The following is a 21195-nucleotide window of genomic DNA, read 5'->3' on the forward strand; positions in this document are numbered from 1 at the left end:
GGCACACGACGACCCGTCGCGGATCCCGCACGGGGATCCGCTCCTTCGATCGTCGTCACGGGAGGCGTGGGCGGATCAGCCGGCGCAGCCGGCGAACCCGTCCGCGGCCATCTTGGCCTCGTACTTGTCGGAGACCGCGGTGCCGGGCGTCAGCGTCGCCTTGACGTCGGCCCAGCCTTCCGGCTCGAGCTCGATCATCCAGCCCTTCACGTAGGGGTCTTCGTTGGCGATCGTCGGGGTGGCGACGAGGGCTTCGTTGACCGCGACGACGTTGCCGCCGACGGCCGACTTGGCCGGGCCGACCCACTTGCCGCTCTCCACCGTCGCGCAGGACTTGCCGGCGGCGATCGGCTTGCCGGCCTTCTTCGGGGTGAAGGCGACGAGCTTGCCGGCGAGCGCCACGGCGACCTGGGTCATGCCGATCTGCACCTTGCCGCCGTCGAGTTCGCGATACCAGGTATGGCTCTCGACGTCGTAGAGCAGGTCGTCGGGAAGATTGCAGCCACGAACCACGGGCATGGGATTTCACCTCTCCGCAAGGGCGGTCGCCGGTCCTCGAGGCCCGGCGACGCCGGACAACTCAGTAGGTCAGGACGCGGACCTCGTCGTCTTCCATGATCTTTTCGAGCATGTAGGCGGCACCGACCACGCCGGAGCACTCCGGGATCAGATCCTCGACGGTGATGTCGAAGAGATCGAGGTTGGGCGAGCACGACTTGAAGACGACGCCGGCGCCGTGGGCGTCCTTGATGAAGTCGTAGACGGTCTTCGGGCTGCCGGGCTTGACCACCAGCTTCTCGGCGACGCCCTTCTTGAGCAGGATGCCGGAGGTGGCGGTCATGATGACCTCGACCTCGTAGTCCATCGCCGCGGCGACGGTGGCCTGGAAGAGGGGAGCGCCGAGTTCCTCGCCGTTGCGCGGGTCGGTGTTGGACATCACGATCAGGAGCTTGCTGGCCACTTCTCTCTCCCTGGGGATTGGGGCGACCGACGATGCGAGTCGGTGCCCGATGTCGTAACATTATGATGTTCTAATTTATTGGTTCCGTGTCGGAAGGGCGTCCGTCTTTTCCCCGCTGTGACATCCCGTGATGCTGGAAAGTTTCCAGACATCCGGGCGGCCATTCGGCGCCCGATCATCCTGCTCTGGCGGCGGCCTCCGTGACAACATCTGCGAAATCGGCGGGTTTCGCCGAGAGGATGCCGACGCCGGCGGTTGCGAAGAAGCTTTCCACTCTTTCGCCGATCTCGGCGACGGCCGTACCGCGCAGCGCCGCCTCGAGGTCGAGCACGGTGCGCGGCGGGGTGACGAAGAAGTCGCCGGTGATCAGCACTTCGCGGATGCGGTCGGAGGCCGCGCCCTCGCGGCGGACCCAGGCCTCGATCGTGCCGCCGGGACCGGTGGCGATCGCGTGGCCGGATTCCTCCGGCGGCGTGTCGATCTCGGCGACGAAGGCGTCGGTGCCGATCTCCTCGGCGAGGACGGCGGCGGCGCGGGCCTCGAGGCGCGGGTCGATGGCGACCGGCGTCGGGTCGATGCCGAGCCGCTCGGCGAGGCCTGCGAGGAGGGCCTCGCGGATCGCCGCGGTCGAGGGCAGGGCCTCGCCGAGCAGCGTGCGCAGCGTGGTGATGCGGGCGCCGGCATCGTCGAGGGCGCGCTTGGCGAGCTTCGCCTCGGGCACGTTCAGTGCCTTCAACATGCGTGAGGCATCCATGTCGACGAGGATCGTCGCCTGATAGAACAGGGTGTCGCCGTCGAAGAAGCCGCCGGTGCCGGAGATCTTGCGACCGTCGACCTCGATGTCGTTGCGCGGCCGGTAACGGGCCGGCACGCCGAGCTTCGTCAGCCCCAGGGCGATCGCCTCGCAGACGCCGCGGGCGACGTCGGAAAGGCTCGGCAGGTCGAGGCTGCGGCGTTGGAACACCAGTTCCAGGCCGAACTGACCCTCGTCCATGTAGAGCGCGCCACCGCCGGTGATGCGGCGGACGGTCTCGACGCCGTTGTCGCGGCACCAGTCGAGGCGGATCTCGCGGGTGAGCGACTGGTGCCGACCGACCAGCGCCGAGGGCGGGAAGGTCAGGAAGCGGACGGTATCGCCGATCTCGCCGGCGCGATGGGCGTCGATCAGCGCCTGATCGAAGGCGATGTTGGCGCGGCCGCCGCGCAGGCCCGTGTCGATGACGCCGAAAGGCACGCCCATGTCAGGCCTCCACCTTCGCCAGGCCGAGCTGGCGGCGGATCTTCGCCCGGTCGCGCTTGTTCGGCGGGAACGGGTAGGAGGCGATGTTCGAGGGCGGGCCGTCGCCATAGGGGCGGTCGCAGGCCGAGACGTCCTCCGGCCCCTTGCCGGGGCAACCCGAGGTGCGGAACGCGGTGCCGGCCTCGATGACCGCGTCGACCTCGGCCCGTGGCAGACCGAAGTCGATCACCCGGCCGTGGTCGTCGAAACGCATGTGGTCGAGGCGGACGCCGGCATAGTCGATCAGATAGCGGCCGAGCTGGACGCGGCGCCACTGGTCGCGCGGCGTCGCCGGCAGGTGGTCCATCAGCGAGCCCTGTTCGGGGAAGAAGGCGAACATGTGGGAATGGCCGCCGAAGTCCTTGACCTTCTGCACCATGGCCAGCATCTCGGCCTCGGTCTCGCCCATGCCGGCGATCAGGTGGACGCCGATCTTCTCGGGGCCGAAGATCTCGGCGGCGTGGCCGAGCACGTCCCAGTAGCGCTCCCAGCGATGCGGCCCGTCGACCGACTTGCCGCGGGTGCGCTCGAAGATCTCGGGCGTCGCGGCGTCGAAGGCGACGGTGAACATCTCGGCGCCGAGGTCCTTGAGGCGCGCCACGTCGGCGCGGTCCATCGAGGTCGGGTTCGACAGGATCGACACCGGGATGTCGGTCGGATCGATCCGGTCGGTCCAGGTCTTCAGGACCGCGAGCGTGTCGGCATCCGAGTTCGGATGGGTGATCATCGAGATGCACATGCGGTGGAAGCTGGTCTTCGCCCCTTGCGCCTTCACCCGCTCCACCACCTCGACCATCGGCACCGCCGGCCAGTCGACGCGGATGAAGTTGCGATCGGCATAGTCCCGTTCCGCCTCGCGGTGACGGGCGAGGCCGCAATAGGCGCAGTTGGCGCGGCAGCCTTCGGGGTAGGTCAGGAGCAGGTTGAGGCAATGGGTGCAGCTGCAGCGATGCATCCGCCCGCCCATCAGGCCGAGAGAGATCGCCGCCGCGGTCGAGACCTGGACGTAGTCGGGCGAGCGCATGTCCGGGGTCTGGATGTTGGCGTTCGGCATGTAGACGCCGGCGGGGGCGGCGCCGGCCTGCCTGACGCGGGCGCCGTTGCGGGCGTCGGGCGGGACGGCGGCGGGTGCGCGCGGCGTCATCGTCTCGAAGGCGTTGACGTCGCTCTCGCCGGGGGTGGTGGCGCGCGGGCGGGCCGGGGTTTCGAGGCAGCTCATGCGGCAACTCCCTTGGCGGGCGGGGATGCGGTCGCCTCGTCGGCGAGCGGCTCCCAATAGGCGTCGAAGGCGATCCACGACCGGGCGAGATCGTCGGGTCCGGCGGTCGCCGCGCGGCAGGCGGCGAGGATTTCGGCGCGCCGACGGGCGGCGCGGGAAAGGGCGGCGCCGAAGAGATCGGCGATCTCCTCGGCATAGTCGGCGGCGGCAGTGGTTTCGCCCGCCGCGAGAGCGCTCGCCGCCTCGCCGGCCATGCGGCCGGAGATCACGGCGGCGGCGATGCCGGCGCCGGTCACCGGATTGGCGAGGCCGCCGGCATCACCGGCGAGCAGCACGGGGAGGGCGCCGATCCGTCCGGTCACCTCGAGGAGGCCGCCGGCCGGGATCGCACCGCCGGTGAGGGCGGTCGCCGTCTCGCCGATGCGACCCTCCTCGATCAGGCGGCGGCGCAGGGCGTCCAGCAGATCGGGCAGGCGGTCGCGGTCGGCGGCATCGACGCCGACGCCGAGATTGGCGACGTCGCCCTTGGGGAAGAGCCAGCCGTAGCCGCCGGGGATCGCGGTCGAGAGGTAGATGTCGGTAGCGGCATGGGGCAGGCGCAGCGGCACCGTCACCTGACGGGTGTGGGCGAGTTCGGTATTGATCGCGCCGATCGCGCGGCCGACGCGCGAGCGCGGGCCGTCGGCGCCGATCACCACCTTCGCGGCGATGCGCGTGCCGTCGGTGAGCCGGATGCCGGTCTCGTCGATCGCAGCGAGCGACCGGTCGAAGAGGCAGGTGGCGCCGGCCTCGCGGGCGGCCTCGACGAGGCCGGCATCGAAACGGGCACGGTCGACGATGTGGCCGGGCAGCGGATCGCGGCGGGCGGCGCCGTCCTCGACATAGGTGTCCATCGCCTCGATCGGCTGGACGACGAAACGGCCGAGGCCGGGGACTTCCGACCCCAGCGAACGCGGCACGAACTCGGCGCATTGCACCGGCAGGCCGGGGACAGTCCGGCGGTCGACGCCGACGACGCGGGCGCCGCGGGCCGCCGCCGCACGGGCGGCAGACGCTCCGGCGGGGCCGAGGCCGATGACGGCGACGTCGCAGGCGAGGAGCTCTCTCATGCCGCACAAGGGGTCGCGCGCCCCTTCCTCTCGATACCGCCGTCGATGTTCTCGCGCATCGAGCAGCAGGCGGTCTGGCGTTCGACCGGGCGGCCGAGGCGGGTGGCGAGTTCGACCGCGCCGTCGGCGGGGAAGGCGATGGCGTCGAGGCCGGCCATCACGGCATAGGCGTCGACGGTGCGCTTGTGCATGCCGGCCGGCCGGGCGCAGCCGAGCAGGACCTCGCGATCGGCGATGCGGGCGCGGCCTTCGAGGAAGATGCGGCCGACCTCGGCGGCGTCCGGCGTCTCGAAGGTGCCGGGCGCGGCGTGGAAGGGCATGATCACGACGAAGACCAGCGAATGGACGGGGTGGCGGGCGACGATGTCGAGGGCGCGGGCCTCGCCGAGGATGCGGCCGAAGTGCAGGCCGATCACCACGTGGGGGACGACGTCCATGGTGGTCGCGCAGAGGTGGGCGAGCGTCTCCTCGAAGTCCTCGACGCGGCGATCGAGGTGGTAGACGTCGCGGATCGTCTCTTCCGCGCCGATCACGTCGAGCATGACGGTGTCGACGCCGGCATCCTGCAGCGCATGTGCGCGCGGCGCATCGAGAAGAGCCGAATGGACGGCGATCTCGAGCCGCGGGAAGTCGCGCTTCAGTCCCTCGATCACCGGCAGGAAGCGCTCGTAACGGATCTCGTTGCGCCGATCGGAGCCGCCCGACAGCAGGAAGCCGGAGAGGCCCTTCAGCGCGATCAGGTCGCGGACGCGGGTATCGAGGTCTTCCGGTCGCAGTGCCGGGATCATCGGCTTCAGGATCTCGGTGCGGCAGTGCTCGCAGTTCAGTGCGCAGGCCGAGCCGGTGATCGAGAAGGCCGGGAAGGAGGCCTTGGAACAGCCGGAGAGCTCGCTCGTCTCGTATTCCTTGAAGGTCGGCGTGGCGAAGCGCAGCGCGCCGAGGGGGCGGGCGCCCGCACGGGCTTCCATCGCGGCGACCAGCGCCGGGTCGAAGGGTGCGTCCTCGAGCGGTTCGATCGCGCCGAGGATTTCGGTCCAGCCCATCGCCTTCCTCCGCTCGATCCGGGATGCGGATCATATTCGTCTTCACTGATATTTCCGAAGAAGAAACGATGCTTCGGGTGCGGGCGCAATCGGGGGGAACGCGTTTCGGTAAGGTCTCGATCGTCGCAGCACGTAGGAAAGATGCTTTCCATCAAGGCGCCCGAATTGCCGCAGCGATCGCCCGGATTTCGTCGCGTACGGGGCCGTTCGAGGGCGAATCGATCAGCGTCTCGAACCAGGCCGGATCGCGATCATCCTCCTCGACGAGGTCGCAGTCGAGGGCGGCGAGGCGGCGGCGCGAAATTTCGGGCAGGAGGTCGGGTGCGGGGAAGCCGGCGAGCGCGCCCCAGAGGGCCGCCCAGTGGCGGGCGAGTGTCCACGGATTGTAGCCGCCGCCGCCGAGCACGACGGCGCGGGGGGCGCGGGCGACGACCGCGAGCGTCGCGGCGATCAGGGCGCGATTGGAGAGCCGCATGGCGGAGAGCGGATCGCCGAGGAGGGGATCGGCGCCGCAGGTGACGACGATCGCCTGCGGCGCGAGGCGCTCGAGGATCGGTACGACCGCCTCGTCGATCAGATGGGCCAGCTCGTCGTCGACCAGCCCGCGCGGGACGGGGAGGTTGCGGGCGCGGCCCTCGCGGCGATCCTGGAGCGCGCCGGTGCCGGGGAAACGGCCGGCCTCGTGGATCGAGATGGTGAAGACACGGGGGTCGGCGGCGAAGGCGTTTTCGACGCCGTCGCCGTGATGGGCATCGAGATCGACGTAGGCGACGCGGTCGAGGCCGGCGTCGAGGAGGCCGAGCACGGCGAAGACCGGGTCGTTGAAGTAGCAGAAGCCGGAGGCGCCGTCGGGCCGGCCGTGGTGGGTGCCGCCGGCCGGGTGGAAGACGACGCGGCCGTCGAGCGCCAGACGCGCCGCCTCGAAGGAGCCGCCGACGCTGGTGGCGGCGCGCTCGAAGACGCCGGTGAACAGCGGGTTCTCCATCGTGCCGAGGCCGTGGCGGCTGCGCACGGCGGGGCGCACGATGCCGGAGGCGTCGGCCTCGCGCAGCGCGGCGATCCATTCGGGGGTGTGGAATCGGGCGAGGAGACCCTCGTCGGCGACCGGCGAGGGGCGATTCCGGCCGGCGATCCAGCCGAGATCGGCGGCGATGTCGAGCGCGGTTTCGACCCGTGGGATCGCGAGCGGGTGGTTGCGTCCGTACGCCGCACGGCGATAGACTTCGGACATCACGACGAGAGCATCAGTCTGAAAACCGGCCGTAATTTCAGTCATGGTGCCGATCCCGTCTTCCGCGGCCGGGCGGTAAGCAGATTTCCATCGCAGAAACACAGACTTGCCGCTCGATCCGCACAGGCATAGCACTCAAATTCGAAAATACGAATGTTTTCATGAGTGGGTCGCGGTACCGTATCGCGTGGCCTCGCTCCGGTCGAAAGGGCATCGACGTCCATGACCACCACCGACGACACTACCACCAAGTCGATGACGATCATCGTCACCAAGGGATCGCTGGACTGGGCCTACCCGCCCTTCATCTTGGCGACGACCGCGGCAGCGATGGGCGTCGACGTGACACTGTTCTTCACCTTCTACGGTCTCGGTCTTCTCAAGAAGAAGCTCGACCTGCAGGTGACGACGCTGGGCAACCCCGCGATGGTGATGCCGATGGGCGGCATGCATCTCTCGATGCCCAATCTCATCGGCGCTCTGCCGGGCGTCGACGCCGCCGCGACCAGGATGATGAAGGACATGATCGCCAAGAAGGGCGTGGCCTCGATCGAAGAGCTGCGCGACATGGCGATCGAGTGCGACGTCAAGATGATCGCCTGCCAGATGACGATGGATCTGTTCGAGTTCAAGCTCGAGGACATGATCGACGGCATCACGCTCGGCGGCGCGGCGTCCTACATGGAAAACGCCCTGAAATCGAACATCAACCTCTACATCTGACATCGCCCCGCGACCGCGAGCGCGGCGCCGGGCGAGCCGAGGAGACATGTCATGGCCGATCAGGTTCTCGACGCGAAGGGCCTCAACTGCCCCCTTCCGATCATCAAGACCAAGAAGATGCTCAAGGACCTGCCGGTCGGCGGGACGCTCGAAGTGCTGGCGACGGACCCCGGTTCGGTCGCCGACTTCGCCGCCTTCTGCCGCACCACCGGCAACGAGCTCGCCGAGCAGGGCCAGGACGGCGGTGTGTTCCGCTTCGTCATCCGCCGTGCGTCGTGAGAAATTTTGACTGGTGAGGCGCGGGATACCGCGTCTCGCCGGGGATTCATCGTAGCGTTCAGTGTCGAATCTGGAACGTCTTTCCTCAGCGGCCCGCCGGGCCGTGCACGGGCCGGGGGGTCCGGACGAGGGGCGGACGGCTTGGGGGAAAGTCATGAGCAAGATGCGTCGAGCGGCTCGGGTGGTCGTGCCGGCAGTGGTCGCCTTCGGATTCGCCACCGCGGCGAATGCCACGGAAGGCTATTTCCAGACCGGTTACGGCACGATCCAGAAGGCCCAGTCGGGCGCGGGCGCCGCCAATCCGGAAGACGCGATGACGCTGTCGGTCAACCCGGCCGGCCTGACCTCGGTCGGTCGCCAGTTCGAGGCGGCCTTCACGCTGTTCTCGCCGCGGCGCGAGTTCACGTCGACCAACACCTTCCCCGGCACCTTCCCGACGACGCGCGGCACGGTCACCAGCACGCAGGAAATCTTCCTGATGCCGAACATGGCGTGGTCGTCGCCGATCGACGCGCAGTCGGCCTGGGGCGTGGCGCTGTTCGGCAACGGTGGCATGAACACCAACTATCAGTCGAACGTCTTCGGCGCCGGCCAGACCGGCGTGAACCTCGAGCAGATGTTCCTGACCGTCGGCTACGCCCGCAAGATGGGCGACTTCTCGGTCGGCGTGGCGCCGGTGGTGGCGATGCAGAAGTTCCGGGCGACCGGCTTCGGCTTCTTCGACCAGGCGGCCTTCACCTCCAAGCCCGGCAGCCTGACCAACAACGGCGACGACTACGCCTGGGGCGCCGGTCTGCGCGCCGGCTTCCTGTGGAGCCTGACCAAGGAGTTCCGCATCGGCGCGTCCGGCCAGACGCCGATCTGGTCGACCAAGTTCGACAAGTATGCCGGTCTCTATGCCGGCGGCGGCTCGTTCGACATTCCCGCCAACGTGACGGTCGGCCTCGCCTACGACGTCCTGCCGACGCTGACGGTGATGGTCGACTATCGCCACATCTTCTATTCGGGCGTTCCGGCGATCGCCAACTCCGGCGCGGCGCTCGGCGGCCCGGTGCCGCTGGGTGCCTCGGGCGGTGCGGGCTTCGGCTGGAAGGACGTCGACGTGATCGCGGTCGCCGCCGCCTGGAAGGCGACGAAGGACCTCACCCTGCGCGCCGGCTATTCGCACAACAACAGCCCGATCGGCTCCGATCAGGTGTTCTTCAACACGGTCGCGCCGGGCGTGGTCACCGATCACATCTCGCTCGGCGCCTCCTACGACTGGACGAAGAACCTGACGATCGATCTCGCCGCGGCCTATGTGCCGAAGGCGACGGTCACCGGCCCCGATCCGTTCGGCGCGCCCGGCGACACGATCACGCTGTCGATGTCGCAGTGGGAAGCCTCGTTCGGCGTCCGCTACAAGTACTGAGACACCGTCGCGACGACGGATACGGGGCGGCGCGGGCGAGAGCTCGCGCCGCTTCGTCGTCTCGGGCCGGATCGCGCCCTGCGGCCGCGTCCAAATCGCGCGGTCTCGGCATTCCACTAAAACATATATTGCATATCTAACTTCAATCGCTATCCTTCATGAACGGGGCCCGGCCGAGAGGCGGCGGGTCACATTCGGGGGAGCGGGCGATGTACGTGACCTCTCGCGACGTGCGGTCGGGCAAGGGTTGCGGCCACGACGATCACGGCACGGCGGGCCGGTGCGGTTGTACGGAACCGCGGCTCGACGCGATTGCCGGGCCGCTCGAGCCGGCGGTTCGCGACGCCCTGCTCGAGGCGCTCGACGACGAACATCGCTCGATCGCCTTCTGTGCCGCGGTGCTGGATCGCTTTCCCGCCGCCATGCCCTTTGCCCACATGGTCGGGGCGGAGACGCGCCACGCCGCCAAGATCGCTGCGGTGCTCCGGGCCTGCGGTCTCGACGTGCCGGAGAACCGGCATCTCGGATCGCGAGACGTCGCGCGGCTGGTGCCGGCGTCGGTCGCCTGCGCCTGCGACATCGCCGTCAAGGCCGAGCTCGACAACGTGGTGCTCTACGAGGACCGGCTTCTTCCCGCCGTCGCCGACCAGCCGGTGGTCACCGAACTCTTCACCTGGCTGATGATCGCCTCGCGCGACCGTCATCTGCCCGCTTATCGGCGCTGGACCGCGGGACAACGCTTCGGAGGCATCGCGCCTTGAACGACATCACCATTCTGGGCACCGGCTTCGCGGCCCTGACGGCGGCGCGCGGGCTGAGACGCAAGGGATTCGCCGGGCGCATCACCATGGTCTCGCCGCGCGACGAGCTCCATTATCTGCCGAGCACGATCTGGATCCCGCCGGGTCTGCGCCGTGGCGGGGATCTGAAGATCCCGCTGGCGCGGTTCTTCGCGAAGCATCGCATCGACCACGTCCGCGCCTCGGTCACCGGCCTCGCCGAGGGCGGCCGCGTGGTGCTGACCGATGCCGGCGACGTGCGCAACGACCAGCTGATCGTGGCGACCGGCGGCCGCTTCATCCGCCGCCTGCCGGGCATCGAACATGCGCTGATCCCGTGCGAGGGCATCGCCGTCGGCGAGGAGATCGCCCGGCGGCTCGAAGGCCTCGACGGCGGTACGATCGCGGTCGGCTTCGCCACCAATCCGAACGAGCCGGGCGCCATGCGTGGCGGGCCGATGTTCGAGTTCCTGTTCATCCTCGACACGATGCTGCGCAAGCAGGGGCGGCGCGACCGTTTCGAGATCGTGTTCTTCAACCCGGCCGAACGACCCGGCGCGCGCCTCGGACCGAAGGCGGTCGACGGGCTCCTGGCGGAAATGGCGAAGCGTGGCATCCGCACCCATCTCGGCCACAAGATGGTCCGCTTCGAGGAACGCAAGGTCGCCACCGAGGGCGGCGAGATCGACGCCGACCTGATCCTGTTCATGCCGGGGCTGACGGGGCCGGCGTGGCTCGAGAAGGCCGATCTGCCGCTGTCGCCCGGCGGCATGATCCGGGCGGACGCACTGTGTCGGGTCGAGGATCGGCCGGGTGTCTGGGTCGCCGGCGATGCCGGCTCCTACCCCGGCCCCGACTGGATGCCGAAACAGGCGCATCAGGCCGATCTTCAGGCCGATGCGGTCGCCGCCAACGTCGTCGACGTGCTCGCCGGTCGCGCGCCGAAGAAGGCGTTCCGGCCCGAACTGATCTGCATCGTCGACACGCTCGACGCCGGCATGGTCGTGTTCCGCAATCCCACCTTCAACTTCGTCGGACCGAAGTCGGTCGTCTTCCATTGGCTGAAGCGCCTCTTCGAAGGGTGGTATCTTCGCACTTTCCGTTGATCACGACCGCGGTTCGGTCGATTCTCGCGCGCGAGGGTGCCGTCGGGCGGCACCGCGCCGGGAGGGGCGAAGGATGGATCGACGGCGGGTCGCGGCGGGGCTCGTGGCGTGGGGGGGAGTGCTGGCGGCGGTGCGGGCCGGTGCGGCGTCGCTGCCGCTCGCCTCAGACGACGGCTCGCCGATGCGCAATGCGATCCTTCCGGACGCGGACGCGCTGCGGCGGGCAGCGGCGACGCAGCGCTTCGGCGCGGCCGACGCCGACGTCGTGGTGATCGAAGCCTTCGACTACAACTGCGGCTACTGTCGTGCCGCGGCGCGCGATCTCGACGATCTGACCCGGGCCGATTCCCGGCTGGCGCTGGTGCCGCTGCATCTGCCGATCCTGTCGCCGGGGTCGGTCGATGCCGCCCGCGTCCAGATCGCGGTGCTGCGACGGCACGGGGCGGAGGCGGCGCGGGCGCTGCACGTCGCGCTGCTCGCGGCGCGCGGCTTCGTCGACGGGGCGAAGGCGCGGTCGATCGCCGGCGATCTGGGCGTGTCGCCGAGCGAGGCGGAGATCGCCGCCGCCGACGGCGAGGTGGCGGCGCAGCGCGCGCTCGCCGGGCGGTACGGGCTGAAGATCACCCCGACCTTCGTGATCGGCGACGTCGCCTTCGTCGGCTGGCCGGGGCGGTCGACGATCGAACGTTTCGCGGCGGCGACGCGGCGTTGCGGCCGGATCGTCTGCGCGTGAGGCGTCGCGAAAGTCGGAGCGGCGATGCGTGGACAAATTCGCCGCGCCGGTTCAATTTCAACACATGAACCGATTTGAATGTGTCCGGTGCTGCCTTATGGGGGCGCTCGGGGGGCTCCTTTTCGCGCTTTCGACGCTGCCTTTGGGCGCGGTCGAGGAGCCGCGGGTGGTGCGCGTCGGGGTGCTCGCCTATCGCGGCGCCGAGGAGGCGGAAACCACCTGGGAGACGACCTTCGGCCATCTGGCGCAGACGTTGCCGCAGTATCGCTTCGAGATGGTGCCGGGCAGCGCCGCCTTCCTGACGGCGGCGGTGGCGGCGCAGCGGCTCGATTTCCTCGTCACCAACCCCGGTCATTTCCTCGAGTTGGCGATCGGCTATTCGGCGACGGCCATCGCCACCGAGCAGGACATGGACGGCACGGCGGCGGCGGAATCGGTCGGCGCGGCGGTGGTGGTGCCGGCGGGTCTCGGCGAGGTGCAGCAGCTCTCGGACCTCAAGGGCCATCGTATCGCCGCCGTCGGGTCGGAGGCCTTCGGCTTTCGCGCCGCTTGGGCGGAGTTCCTCGAGCGCGGCGTCGATCCGTTCAAGGATACGAACCTGCTCTTCGTCGGCTTTCCGGTCGAGGGCGTGCTGGAGGCGGTCCGCTCGGGACGCGCGGATGCCGGCGTCGTCCGTTCGTGCCTGCTCGAGAAGATGGTGGCGGAGGGCAAGGTCCGGGCGGACGCCTTCCGCGTCGTCGGGCGGCGCGCGTCGGGGACGTTGCGCTGTCAGGTCTCGACCCGGCTCTATCCCGGCTGGCCCTTCGTCAAGGTCGCCCAGACACCGACGCCGCTCTCGCGCGACGTGGCGAAGGCGTTGCTCGCCATGCAGCCGACGACCGGCGACGTGGTGTGGACCGATCCGGTCGACTATCAGCGCGTCCAGGACCTCTATCGCGCCCTCAAGGTCGGGCCCTACACGCCGTTCTCGCGGCTCGGCATGCTCGACTTCGCCTTCGAGCACCGCTGGTGGGGGGCGGCGATCGTCATGGCGATCGCCTGGTGGCTGATCCATGTCGGCCGCGTCTCCTACCTGCTGCGCAAGCGGACGCAGGAGCTGCAACGGGCGCACGAACTCGCCCGGCTGGAGAGCGAGCGGATGGAACACACCGTCCGCCTGTCGCTGATGGGCGAGATGGCGAGTTCGCTCGCCCACGAGATCAACCAGCCGCTGGCGGCGATCCTCTCCTATGCGCGCGGCTGCGAGCGGCGGATCGACGGCGGCACCGACCCGGAGGGCGTGCGCGAAGGCGTCCGCCGCATCGCGGTGCAGGCCGAGCGCGCCGGCTCGATCGTCCGCCGCATGCGCGACTTCGTGCGCAAGAACCCGTCGCGGCAGGTGCCGGTCGACCCGGCGGCGATCGTCGCCGACGCGCTGGCGCTGTTCGAATCGACGGCGGCGGCGCGCGGGGTGAAGATCGAGGGTGCCGTGCCGGCGCAGCTCTCGACCATCCGCGCCGACCGGCTGCAGATCGAGGAGGTGCTGTTGAACCTCTTGCAGAACGCGCTCGAGGCGGTCGCCGATCGGCCCGAGCCGCGCATTCGCCTCACCGCCGAGGACGGCGCCCACACCGTCGACTTCGCCGTCGCCGACAACGGGCCGGGCGTGGCACCGGGGGCGCGCGATCTGCTGTTCGAGGCCTTCTTCACCACCAAACCCGAGGGGCTCGGCCTCGGCCTGTCGCTCAGCCGCACCATCGTGGAAGCCCACGGCGGGCGGCTCGAGATTGATCTCGACCGACCGGGCGAGACGGTCTTCCGTTTCCGCCTGCCGCAACTCGAAGAGGAAACCCGTGTCTGACCCGACGCCGATCATCCACATCGTCGACGACGATCCGGCCGTGCGCGACGCGGTTGCCTTCCTGGTGTCGTCGCTCGGCTATGCCCACGAGGTCTCGACCTCGGCGAAGGAGTTTCTCGCCAAGCTCGACGACGATCGACCGTCCTGCGTCGTGCTCGACGTGCGCCTGCCGGGGATCTCGGGGCTGGAGCTCCAGGGCGAGTTGATCCGGCGGGGCTCGCCCTGCGGCATCATCTTCGTCTCCGGCCACGGCGACATCCCCAAGGCGGTGCGCGCCGTGCGGCTCGGCGCCTTCGATTTTCTCGAGAAGCCGTTCGACGATCAGGTCCTGCTCGACCGCATCGGCGAAGCTCTGGCGGCGAGCGGGGAGGCGATCGAGGAGCGACGGCGCAAGAGCGATCTCGAACGGCGGCTCGGTTGCCTCACCGATCGCGAGCGCGAGGTGCTGGCGCTGGTGGTCGCCGGCAAGACGTCGAAGGCGATCGCCCTCGACCTCGACATCTCGGTGAAGACGGTCGAGAACCACCGGCACAATCTGATGACCAAGGCCGGCGCCGGCTCGGTGGCGCAGCTGATCGCCTGGGCTCAGGAGCCGGCGGCGGGGTGAGATTCCGCTCGTTTTGCAGTGCACCTGGGTGGAAACCCCCAGGCGCCCCCGGCACCGACCCCGATAGGAACTTTCCCGTATCCCCTTAGGCTGGACCCATTCGAAGATCCGCCCGGCAAAGCATCGGGCGGACGCGAGGGGCAGGAAACGACCGGACGAGGAGGGGCGGAACGCCCTTTCCGCGAAAGCCTCGGCTCACCCCTCGATGGACATTCCCGGGCGACCGGGACGATGCGCGAGGGGGCTGATGACGAAGGGCACGCGTAACATCGACGACTGGACGAGCGAGCGGGAGCGCCCGCGCCTTCGCCGCGCGCCGGAGAACTTCCTCGCGCCCGACGAGATCGCCGCCGTCTCGGCCGGCCGTCGCGGCTTCCTGCGCGGCTCGTTCCTCGCCGCCGCCGCCGCCATGACCGGCGGTGCCGCGGTGGCCCAGGAGAAGCCGGCCGGCGAGGACGCCATCCTCAAGCTGCCGCCGTGGTCGACCTCGCTCGGCCAGCCGGTCGCGGCGACGCCGTATGGTTTGCCGTCGAAGTACGAGACCGCGATGCAGCGGCGCCAGAGCCCGGGTCTGACCCAGGTGGCGGGTTCCTCGGTCTCCTTCATGCCGCTCCAGGGCATGTTCGGCATCATCACGCCGTCGGGTCTGCACTTCGAGCGCCATCACCAGGGCTGGCACGACATCGACCCGTCGCGCCATCGGCTGATGATCGACGGCTCGTCGCCGGAGATGGTCAAGAAGGCCAAGGTCTACACGCTCGACGATCTGATGCGGATGCCCTCGGTGTCGCGCATGCACTTCATCGAATGCGGCGCCAACACCGGCATGGAATGGGGCAACGTGGCGGTGCCGACCGTCCAGTACACCCACGGCATGCTGTCGTGCTCCGAGTTCACCGGCGTGCCGCTCAGGACCCTGCTCGAGGACTGCGGCGCCGACTTCACCAAGGGCAAGTTCGTGCTGGCGGAAGGCGCCGACGGCTCGTCGATGACCCGCACGATTCCGATCGAGCTCGTCATGTCCGGCGAGGTCTTCGTCGCCTACGGCCAGAACGGCGAGATGCTGCGGCCCGAGAACGGCTATCCGCTGCGGCTGATCGTGCCGGGCGTGCAGGGCGTGTCGTGGGTGAAGTGGCTGCGCCGCATCGAGCTCGGCGACATGCCTTACGCCACCAAGGACGAGGCGGTCCACTACATCGACCTGATGCCGGACGGCCAGCACCGCCAGTACACCTCGATCCAGGAGGCGAAGTCGGTCATCACCTCGCCGTCGGGCGGCCAGACCCTGCTCGACAAGGGGCACTACAACGTCACCGGCCTCGCCTGGTCGGGGCGCGGCAAGATCAAGCGCGTCGACGTCTCCTTCGACGGCGGCATCAACTGGGTCGAGGCGCAGCTGCAGACTCCGGTGCTGTCGAAGTGCCTGACGCGGTTCAACGTCGGTTGGGATTGGGACGGTCGCCCGGCGATCCTGCAGTCCCGCGCCATGGACGAGACCGGCTACGTCCAGCCCGGATACCGGGCGCTGCGGGCGGTGCGCGGCACCCGCTCGATCTATCACAACAACGCCATCCAGTCCTGGAAGGTCGCGATGAACGGCGAGGTGAGCAATGTTCAGGTTCTCTGATCGCGGCTCGCTCCTCGCCGGCGTCGTCGCCTTCGGCCTCGTCCTGGGGGCCGGCGCGGCACGCGCCACCGACGACTTCGCCGGCATCGGCCGCGCCGCCACGCCGGCCGAGGTCAAGGCCTGGGACATCGACGTGCGCCCCGACTTCAAGGGCCTGCCCAAGGGTTCGGGCAGCGTCGAGAAGGGCGAGCAGGTGTGGGAGGCGAAGTGCGCCGTCTGTCACGGCACCTTCGGCGAGAGCAACAAGATCTTCTCGCCGCTGGTCGGCGGCGTCGAGAAGGGCGATCTCGCCACCGGCCACGTCGCCTCGCTGAAGCGCACGGACTTCCCGGCGCGCACGACGCTGATGAAGGTGGCGACGGTCTCCACCCTCTTCGACTACATCCGCCGCGCCATGCCGTGGAACGCGCCGAAGTCGCTCTCCGACGACGAGGTCTATGCGGTCCTCGCCTATCTGCTGAACCTCTCCGACGTGGTGCCGGGCGACTTCGTGCTCGACGACCAGTCGATCCGCGAGGTGCAGAAGATCATGCCGAACCGCAACGGCATGACCTGGGATCACGCCATGTGGCCGTCGGCGGCCTTCACCGGCAAGCCGGTCGCCCCCGACGTCAAGGCCGAGCCCTGCATGAAGGCCTGCAAGAAGGAGCCGGAGATCGGCTCGATGCTGCCCGAACACGCGCTCGCCTCGCACGGCAATCTCGCCGACCAGAACCGCAAGTTCGGTCCGGTGCGCGGTCAGGTGACTGCGGCCTCGACCGAGGTCGCGGCGGTGAAGCCGAAGGGCGCCGTCATCGCCGATTCCAACGGCTGCCTCGGCTGCCACGCGCCGAACGCCAAGCTGGTCGGCCCGAGCTATGCCGAGGTCGCCGGCAAGTACAAGGGCGCGGGCGACGCGGCGACGAAGCTCTTCGCCAAGGTTCGCGCCGGCGGCGAAGGCGTGTGGGGCGACATGGCCATGCCGCCCCAGGAGGAGATCAAGGACGACGACCTGAAGGAGGTCCTCGCCTGGATCCTCGCGGGGGCACCGGAAAAGTGAGGCGCCGGCCGCGCCTCGGGACGACGACGCGCCGGCGGCGCGCAATGACGGAGGAAACGACGACATGAACAGGCAGACGATCGATCGGCGAGGCTTCCTCGCGCGCGCGGCGGCCCTCGGGCTGACCACGGCGCTGGGGACGACGCTCGCCCCCCACCTGGCGCGGGCCGAGTGGATGAAGGCGGCCTTCGACGGCAAGTCGCTCGCCGACACCTACAAGGCGATGGGCGTCGCCGACGCCAAGGAGAGCGGCGACGTGCAGATCCTCGCCTCCGACATCGCCGAGAACGGCGCGGTGGTGCCGATCCAGGCGGTCTCCAAGATCGCGGGGACGACGCAGATCTCGGTGCTGGTCGAGAAGAACCCGAACATGCTGGCGGCGCTCTTCGACATCGGCCCGGACATGGTCCCCGACGTCACTACCCGCATCAAGATGGGCCAGACGTCGAACGTCGTCGTGCTCGTCAAGGCGGACGGCAAGTACTTCACCGCGACCAAGGAAATCAAGGTCACGCTCGGCGGCTGCGGCGGCTGATCGAAGACCGGAGGACACGACATGGGCAATCCGATGAAGATCCGCGCCGCCTCCAAGGACGGCGTCACCGAAGTCAAGGTTCTGATGAGCCACGAGATGGAGACCGGCCTGCGCAAGGACGCCTCGGGCAATCTCGTCCCGGCATGGTTCATCGCCGAGATCACCGCCAAGCTGAACGACAAGCAGGTGATGACGGCGCAGTGGGGACCCTCGGTCTCCAAGAACCCGTTCCTCGCCTTCAAGATCAAGGGCGGCAAGGCCGGCGACAAGATCGCGATCAGCTGGACCGACAACAAGGGCGACACCCGCACCGACGAGGCCTCCGTGACCTGATCGGTCGCGCAGACCCACGAAGAAGAACGAGAAGATTACGAGGGAGGGAGCAATCATGAGACGACGGCACGCTGTCGGGCTCGCCGCGCTGATCGCCATTGCCGGCCCCATGGCCGGCGCGGCGCTGGCGGAGGGCGACAAGTCGATCGAGAGCATCGAGGCCTATCGCGAGGCGCTGAAGGACGGCAACCCGGCCGAGCTCTTCGAAGCTCAGGGCGAGGAGCTCTGGAAGAAGCCGGCGGGGCCGAAGAACGTCTCCCTCGAGACCTGTGATCTCGGCATGGGTCCGGGCGTCGTCAAGGACGCCTATGCCCATCTGCCGCGGTACTTCAAGGATACCGACAAGGTGCAGGACGCGGAGAGCCGCGTCCTCACCTGCATGGCGACGATCCAGGGCATCGACGTCGCCAAATACGTCTCCGCCGGCTGGGGCAGCCCCGAGAAGGACCAGCTCAACGCCATCGCCACCTTCGTTTCGGGCATGTCGAAGGGCACCAAGGTCGCCGTTTCGACCGCCCATCCCAAGGAAAAGGCGATGTTCGATCTGGGGCAGCGGATGTTCTACTACGAGGGCGGTCCGCACGACTTCTCGTGCTCGACCTGCCACGGTCAGGCGGGTACCCGCATCCGCCTGCAGGAACTGCCCTACATCCCGTCGCCGAAGGGCGCCGCCTCCGGCTGGACCTCGTGGCCGGCCTACCGGGTCAGCGCCGGTCAGATGTGGGGCATGCAGTGGCGCCTCGCCGACTGCTTCCGCCAGCAGCGCTTCCCCGAGCCGATCTACGGATCGGACGTGACGGTGGCGCTCTCGATGTTCATGGCCGCGACCGCCAACGGCGCCGTCATGGATACCCCCGGCATCAAGCGTTGAGGAGGCGGACATGACGAAGACCACGCTTTCCGCCACTCTCGCCGCCGCCGCGACGGCCGCCGGCCTCTTCCTCGCCTCGTCCGCCTTCGCCGGCGGATCGTGGGGACCGGGCGCCGACGACGCGGCCTTCGAGGCGATGCTGAAGTCCGGCTTCCGCGAGAAGGGCATCGCCAAGCTCGATCGCCTGAAGCAGGACGAGACGCAGGCCTTCTGCTCCGACCCGAAGGTGGCCGAGGCCAAGGAATCGGCCAAGAAGCGCGCCGAGATCGAGGCGGCCAACCTCGCCACGGTGAAGTGGCCGTCGGACGGCAAGTTCCTCGGCGACTTCAAGGCGGGCGAGAAGATCGCCCAGTCGGGTCGCGGCCTCACCTCGACCGACAAGGCCGATCAGGTCAACGGCGGCAATTGCTACAACTGCCACCAGATCTCCAAGACCGAGATCTCCTACGGCACGATCGGCCCGAGCCTCCTCGGCTACGGCAAGATCAAGGGCACCTCGGAGGAGGCGCTGCGCTCGACCTGGGCGAAGATCTGGAACTCCAAGTCGTCGAACGCCTGTTCCAACATGCCGCGCGCCGGCCACATGGGCATCCTCGCCGAACAGCAGGTCAAGGACCTGATGGCGCTGCTGCTCGATCCCGAATCCCCGGTCAACAAGTGACGCGGTCGACAATGACGCGGGGGCCGATCGATCGGATCGGCCTTCGCCTTCCCGCTCCGACACGAGACGAGGCGCGACGCCATGAACCGCCGTGAATTCCTGCATCTGCTCGCTCTGGCGTCGGCCTCCGGCATGGCCCTGCCGACCGAGATCGCCCGCGCCGAGGCCGCGGCCGACCGGCTCTACGACGCGCCCGCCTTCGGCAACGTGTCGCTCCTCCACATCACCGACTGCCATGCCCAGCTGAAGCCGATCTGGTTCCGCGAGCCCAACGTCAACCTCGGCGTCGGCGCGATGAAGGGGCAGGCGCCGCACGTGGTGGGCAAGGCCTTCCTCGATCACTTCGGCCTTCCCGCCGGCGGGCCGGAGGCGCATGCCTTCACCTATCTCGACTTCGAGAAGGCGGCGCAGGTCTACGGCCGGGTCGGCGGGTTCTCGCACCTCGCCACGCTGGTGAAGCGCATCCGCGCGACCCGTCCCGGCGCGCTGCTGCTCGACGGCGGCGACACCTGGCAGGGGTCGGGCACGGCCCTGTGGACCAAGGGTCAGGACATGGTCGAGGCGGCGAAGCTCCTCGGCGTCGACGTCATGACGCTGCACTGGGAATGCACCTACGGTCAGGACCGGGTGAAGGAGATCGCCGAGAAGGACTTCGCCGGCCACATCGAGATCGTGGCGCAGAACATCAAGACCTCCGACTTCGGCGATCCTGTCTTCGCGCCCTTCTCGATGCGCGCGGTGAACGGCATCAAGGTGGCGATCGTCGGTCAGGCCTTCCCCTACACGCCGATCGCCAACCCCCGCTACATGGTCTCGGAATGGACCTTCGGGATCCAGGAAGAGAACATGCAGAAGACGGTCGACGACGCCCGCGCCCAGGGGGCGCAGGTCGTCATCGTCCTCTCGCACAACGGCATGGACGTCGACCTCAAGATGGCCTCGCGGGTCCGCGGCATCGACGCGATCCTCGGCGGCCACACCCACGACGGCATGCCCAGGCCGACGATCGTGTCGAACCCCGGCGGCAAGACGCTGGTCACCAATGCCGGGTCGAACGGCAAGTTCCTCGGCGTGCTCGATCTCGACGTGAAGGGCGGCAAGGTCTCCGACTTCCGTTATCGGCTGCTGCCGGTCTTCGCCAACCTGCTGAAGGCGGACACCGAGATGGACGCGCTGATCACGAAGATCCGCGCGCCCTTCGAGGCCAGGCTCTCCGAGAAGCTGGCGGTCTCCGAGGGGCTCCTCTATCGCCGCGGCAACTTCAACGGCTCGTTCGACCAGCTGATCCTCGATGCGCTGATCGCCGAGAAGGACGCCGAGATCGCCTTCTCGCCCGGCTTCCGCTGGGGGACGACGATCCTGCCGGGCGAGGCGATCACGATGGAGAACGTGCTCGACCAGACCGCCATCACCTATCCGGCGACGACGTTGACACCGATGACCGGCGCGCAGATCAAGGAAGTGCTGGAGGATGTCTGCGACAATCTCTTCAACACCGATCCCTACTACCAGCAGGGCGGTGACATGGTCCGCGTCGGCGGCATGAGCTGGTCCTGCGATCCGACCGCCGCCATGGGCAGCCGCATCGGCGACATGCGGATCGGCGACAAGCCGATCGACGCCTCGAAGTCCTACCGGGTGGCGGGCTGGGCGCCGGTGTCGGAGGCCGCGCGCGATGCCGGCGGCGAACCGATCTGGGATCTCGTCGCCCGCCATCTCAAGGCGAAGAAGACCGTCGCGTCGCCGAAGCTCAATCTTCCGACGCTCAAGAACATGGACGGGAACGTCGGCGCCGCTCTGTGAGCGGCC

The 21195-nt window shown here is 68.8% G+C and carries 22 protein-coding genes; 15 read left to right on the plus strand and 7 right to left on the minus strand.

Annotation, left to right across the window (positions count from 1 at the left end; translation table 11 throughout):
• Positions 1-75: 75 nt before the first annotated feature.
• The 7 genes from ACT53U_RS16730 to ACT53U_RS16760 all read right to left on the minus strand — a co-directional run bounded on the left by ACT53U_RS16730 (position 76) and on the right by ACT53U_RS16760 (position 6842).
• A complete protein-coding gene (locus tag ACT53U_RS16730; protein WP_476138444.1) occupies positions 76-519 on the minus strand; it encodes a glycine cleavage system protein H in 444 nt (147 codons plus the stop codon).
• A gap of 61 nt (positions 520-580) precedes the next feature.
• Positions 581-961: a DsrE family protein gene (locus ACT53U_RS16735; RefSeq protein ID WP_476138445.1), complete on the minus strand. Its 381-nt coding sequence runs from the start codon at positions 959-961 to the stop codon at positions 581-583.
• A 175-nt stretch (positions 962-1136) separates the two neighbouring features.
• Positions 1137-2201: a lipoate--protein ligase family protein gene (locus ACT53U_RS16740; protein ID WP_476156940.1), complete on the minus strand. Its 1065-nt coding sequence runs from the start codon at positions 2199-2201 to the stop codon at positions 1137-1139.
• A gap of 1 nt (position 2202) precedes the next feature.
• Complete coding sequence (locus ACT53U_RS16745; RefSeq protein ID WP_476156941.1) at positions 2203-3459, minus strand: radical SAM protein; 1257 nt, start codon at positions 3457-3459, stop codon at positions 2203-2205.
• A complete protein-coding gene (locus ACT53U_RS16750; RefSeq protein ID WP_476156942.1) occupies positions 3456-4568 on the minus strand; it encodes a geranylgeranyl reductase family protein in 1113 nt (370 codons plus the stop codon). Before ACT53U_RS16750 ends, ACT53U_RS16745 begins: the two co-directional genes overlap by 4 nt.
• Positions 4565-5611 carry a radical SAM protein gene (locus ACT53U_RS16755; protein ID WP_476156943.1) on the minus strand — a complete coding sequence of 349 codons (1047 nt, stop codon included), beginning with the start codon at positions 5609-5611 and terminating at the stop codon, positions 4565-4567. The genes ACT53U_RS16750 and ACT53U_RS16755 overlap by 4 nt, the downstream gene beginning before the upstream one ends.
• Positions 5612-5762: 151 nt before the next feature.
• Positions 5763-6842, minus strand: a complete 1080-nt coding sequence (locus ACT53U_RS16760) for an acetoin utilization protein AcuC (RefSeq protein ID WP_476156944.1) — start codon at positions 6840-6842, stop codon at positions 5763-5765.
• A 222-nt stretch (positions 6843-7064) separates the two neighbouring features.
• On the opposite strand from ACT53U_RS16760, the gene dsrE2 reads away from it, so the two are divergent.
• From dsrE2 to soxB, 15 genes are all read left to right on the plus strand, one after another.
• Positions 7065-7565 (plus strand): sulfur carrier protein DsrE2, encoded by a 501-nt coding sequence (dsrE2, locus tag ACT53U_RS16765; protein WP_476156945.1) that lies wholly within the window; start codon positions 7065-7067, stop codon positions 7563-7565.
• A gap of 51 nt (positions 7566-7616) precedes the next feature.
• The gene (locus ACT53U_RS16770) at positions 7617-7844 is read left to right on the plus strand and encodes a sulfurtransferase TusA family protein (RefSeq protein ID WP_476138451.1); all 228 of its coding nucleotides are present in this window, start codon (positions 7617-7619) and stop codon (positions 7842-7844) included.
• A 154-nt stretch (positions 7845-7998) separates the two neighbouring features.
• Entirely contained in the window at positions 7999-9255 is a 1257-nt protein-coding gene (locus ACT53U_RS16775; protein ID WP_476156946.1) for an OmpP1/FadL family transporter, read from the plus strand.
• A 209-nt stretch (positions 9256-9464) separates the two neighbouring features.
• Positions 9465-10016: a ferritin family protein gene (locus ACT53U_RS16780; RefSeq protein WP_476156947.1), complete on the plus strand. Its 552-nt coding sequence runs from the start codon at positions 9465-9467 to the stop codon at positions 10014-10016.
• On the plus strand, positions 10013-11140 hold the full coding sequence (locus tag ACT53U_RS16785; RefSeq protein ID WP_476156948.1) for an NAD(P)/FAD-dependent oxidoreductase: 1128 nt from the start codon (positions 10013-10015) through the stop codon (positions 11138-11140). Before ACT53U_RS16780 ends, ACT53U_RS16785 begins: the two co-directional genes overlap by 4 nt.
• 73 nt (positions 11141-11213) lie before the next feature.
• Entirely contained in the window at positions 11214-11873 is a 660-nt protein-coding gene (locus ACT53U_RS16790; protein ID WP_476156949.1) for a DsbA family protein, read from the plus strand.
• Positions 11874-12039: 166 nt separating this feature from the next.
• Positions 12040-13713, plus strand: a complete 1674-nt coding sequence (locus ACT53U_RS16795; RefSeq protein ID WP_476156950.1) for a sensor histidine kinase — start codon at positions 12040-12042, stop codon at positions 13711-13713.
• Complete coding sequence (locus ACT53U_RS16800) at positions 13706-14320, plus strand: response regulator transcription factor (protein WP_476138456.1); 615 nt, start codon at positions 13706-13708, stop codon at positions 14318-14320. The genes ACT53U_RS16795 and ACT53U_RS16800 overlap by 8 nt, the downstream gene beginning before the upstream one ends.
• Positions 14321-14567: 247 nt before the next feature.
• Entirely contained in the window at positions 14568-15947 is a 1380-nt protein-coding gene (soxC, locus tag ACT53U_RS16805) for a sulfite dehydrogenase (RefSeq protein WP_476156951.1), read from the plus strand.
• Positions 15931-16986 (plus strand): c-type cytochrome, encoded by a 1056-nt coding sequence (locus tag ACT53U_RS16810; protein WP_476156952.1) that lies wholly within the window; start codon positions 15931-15933, stop codon positions 16984-16986. The genes soxC and ACT53U_RS16810 overlap by 17 nt, the downstream gene beginning before the upstream one ends.
• 64 nt (positions 16987-17050) lie before the next feature.
• Positions 17051-17521 (plus strand): thiosulfate oxidation carrier protein SoxY, encoded by a 471-nt coding sequence (gene soxY, locus ACT53U_RS16815; protein WP_476138459.1) that lies wholly within the window; start codon positions 17051-17053, stop codon positions 17519-17521.
• Between the two features lie 21 nt (positions 17522-17542).
• Positions 17543-17854, plus strand: coding sequence for a thiosulfate oxidation carrier complex protein SoxZ (gene soxZ, locus ACT53U_RS16820; protein WP_476156953.1), 312 nt, complete (start codon positions 17543-17545; stop codon positions 17852-17854).
• Positions 17855-17909: 55 nt separating this feature from the next.
• The gene (gene soxA / locus ACT53U_RS16825; RefSeq protein WP_476156954.1) at positions 17910-18725 is read left to right on the plus strand and encodes a sulfur oxidation c-type cytochrome SoxA; all 816 of its coding nucleotides are present in this window, start codon (positions 17910-17912) and stop codon (positions 18723-18725) included.
• 10 nt (positions 18726-18735) lie between these two features.
• Complete coding sequence (soxX, locus tag ACT53U_RS16830) at positions 18736-19386, plus strand: sulfur oxidation c-type cytochrome SoxX (RefSeq protein ID WP_476156955.1); 651 nt, start codon at positions 18736-18738, stop codon at positions 19384-19386.
• An 81-nt stretch (positions 19387-19467) separates the two neighbouring features.
• Entirely contained in the window at positions 19468-21189 is a 1722-nt protein-coding gene (soxB, locus tag ACT53U_RS16835; RefSeq protein WP_476156956.1) for a thiosulfohydrolase SoxB, read from the plus strand.
• Positions 21190-21195: the final 6 nt, after the last annotated feature.

It is taken from the genome of Pinisolibacter sp. DMC19, from assembly GCF_056313985.1.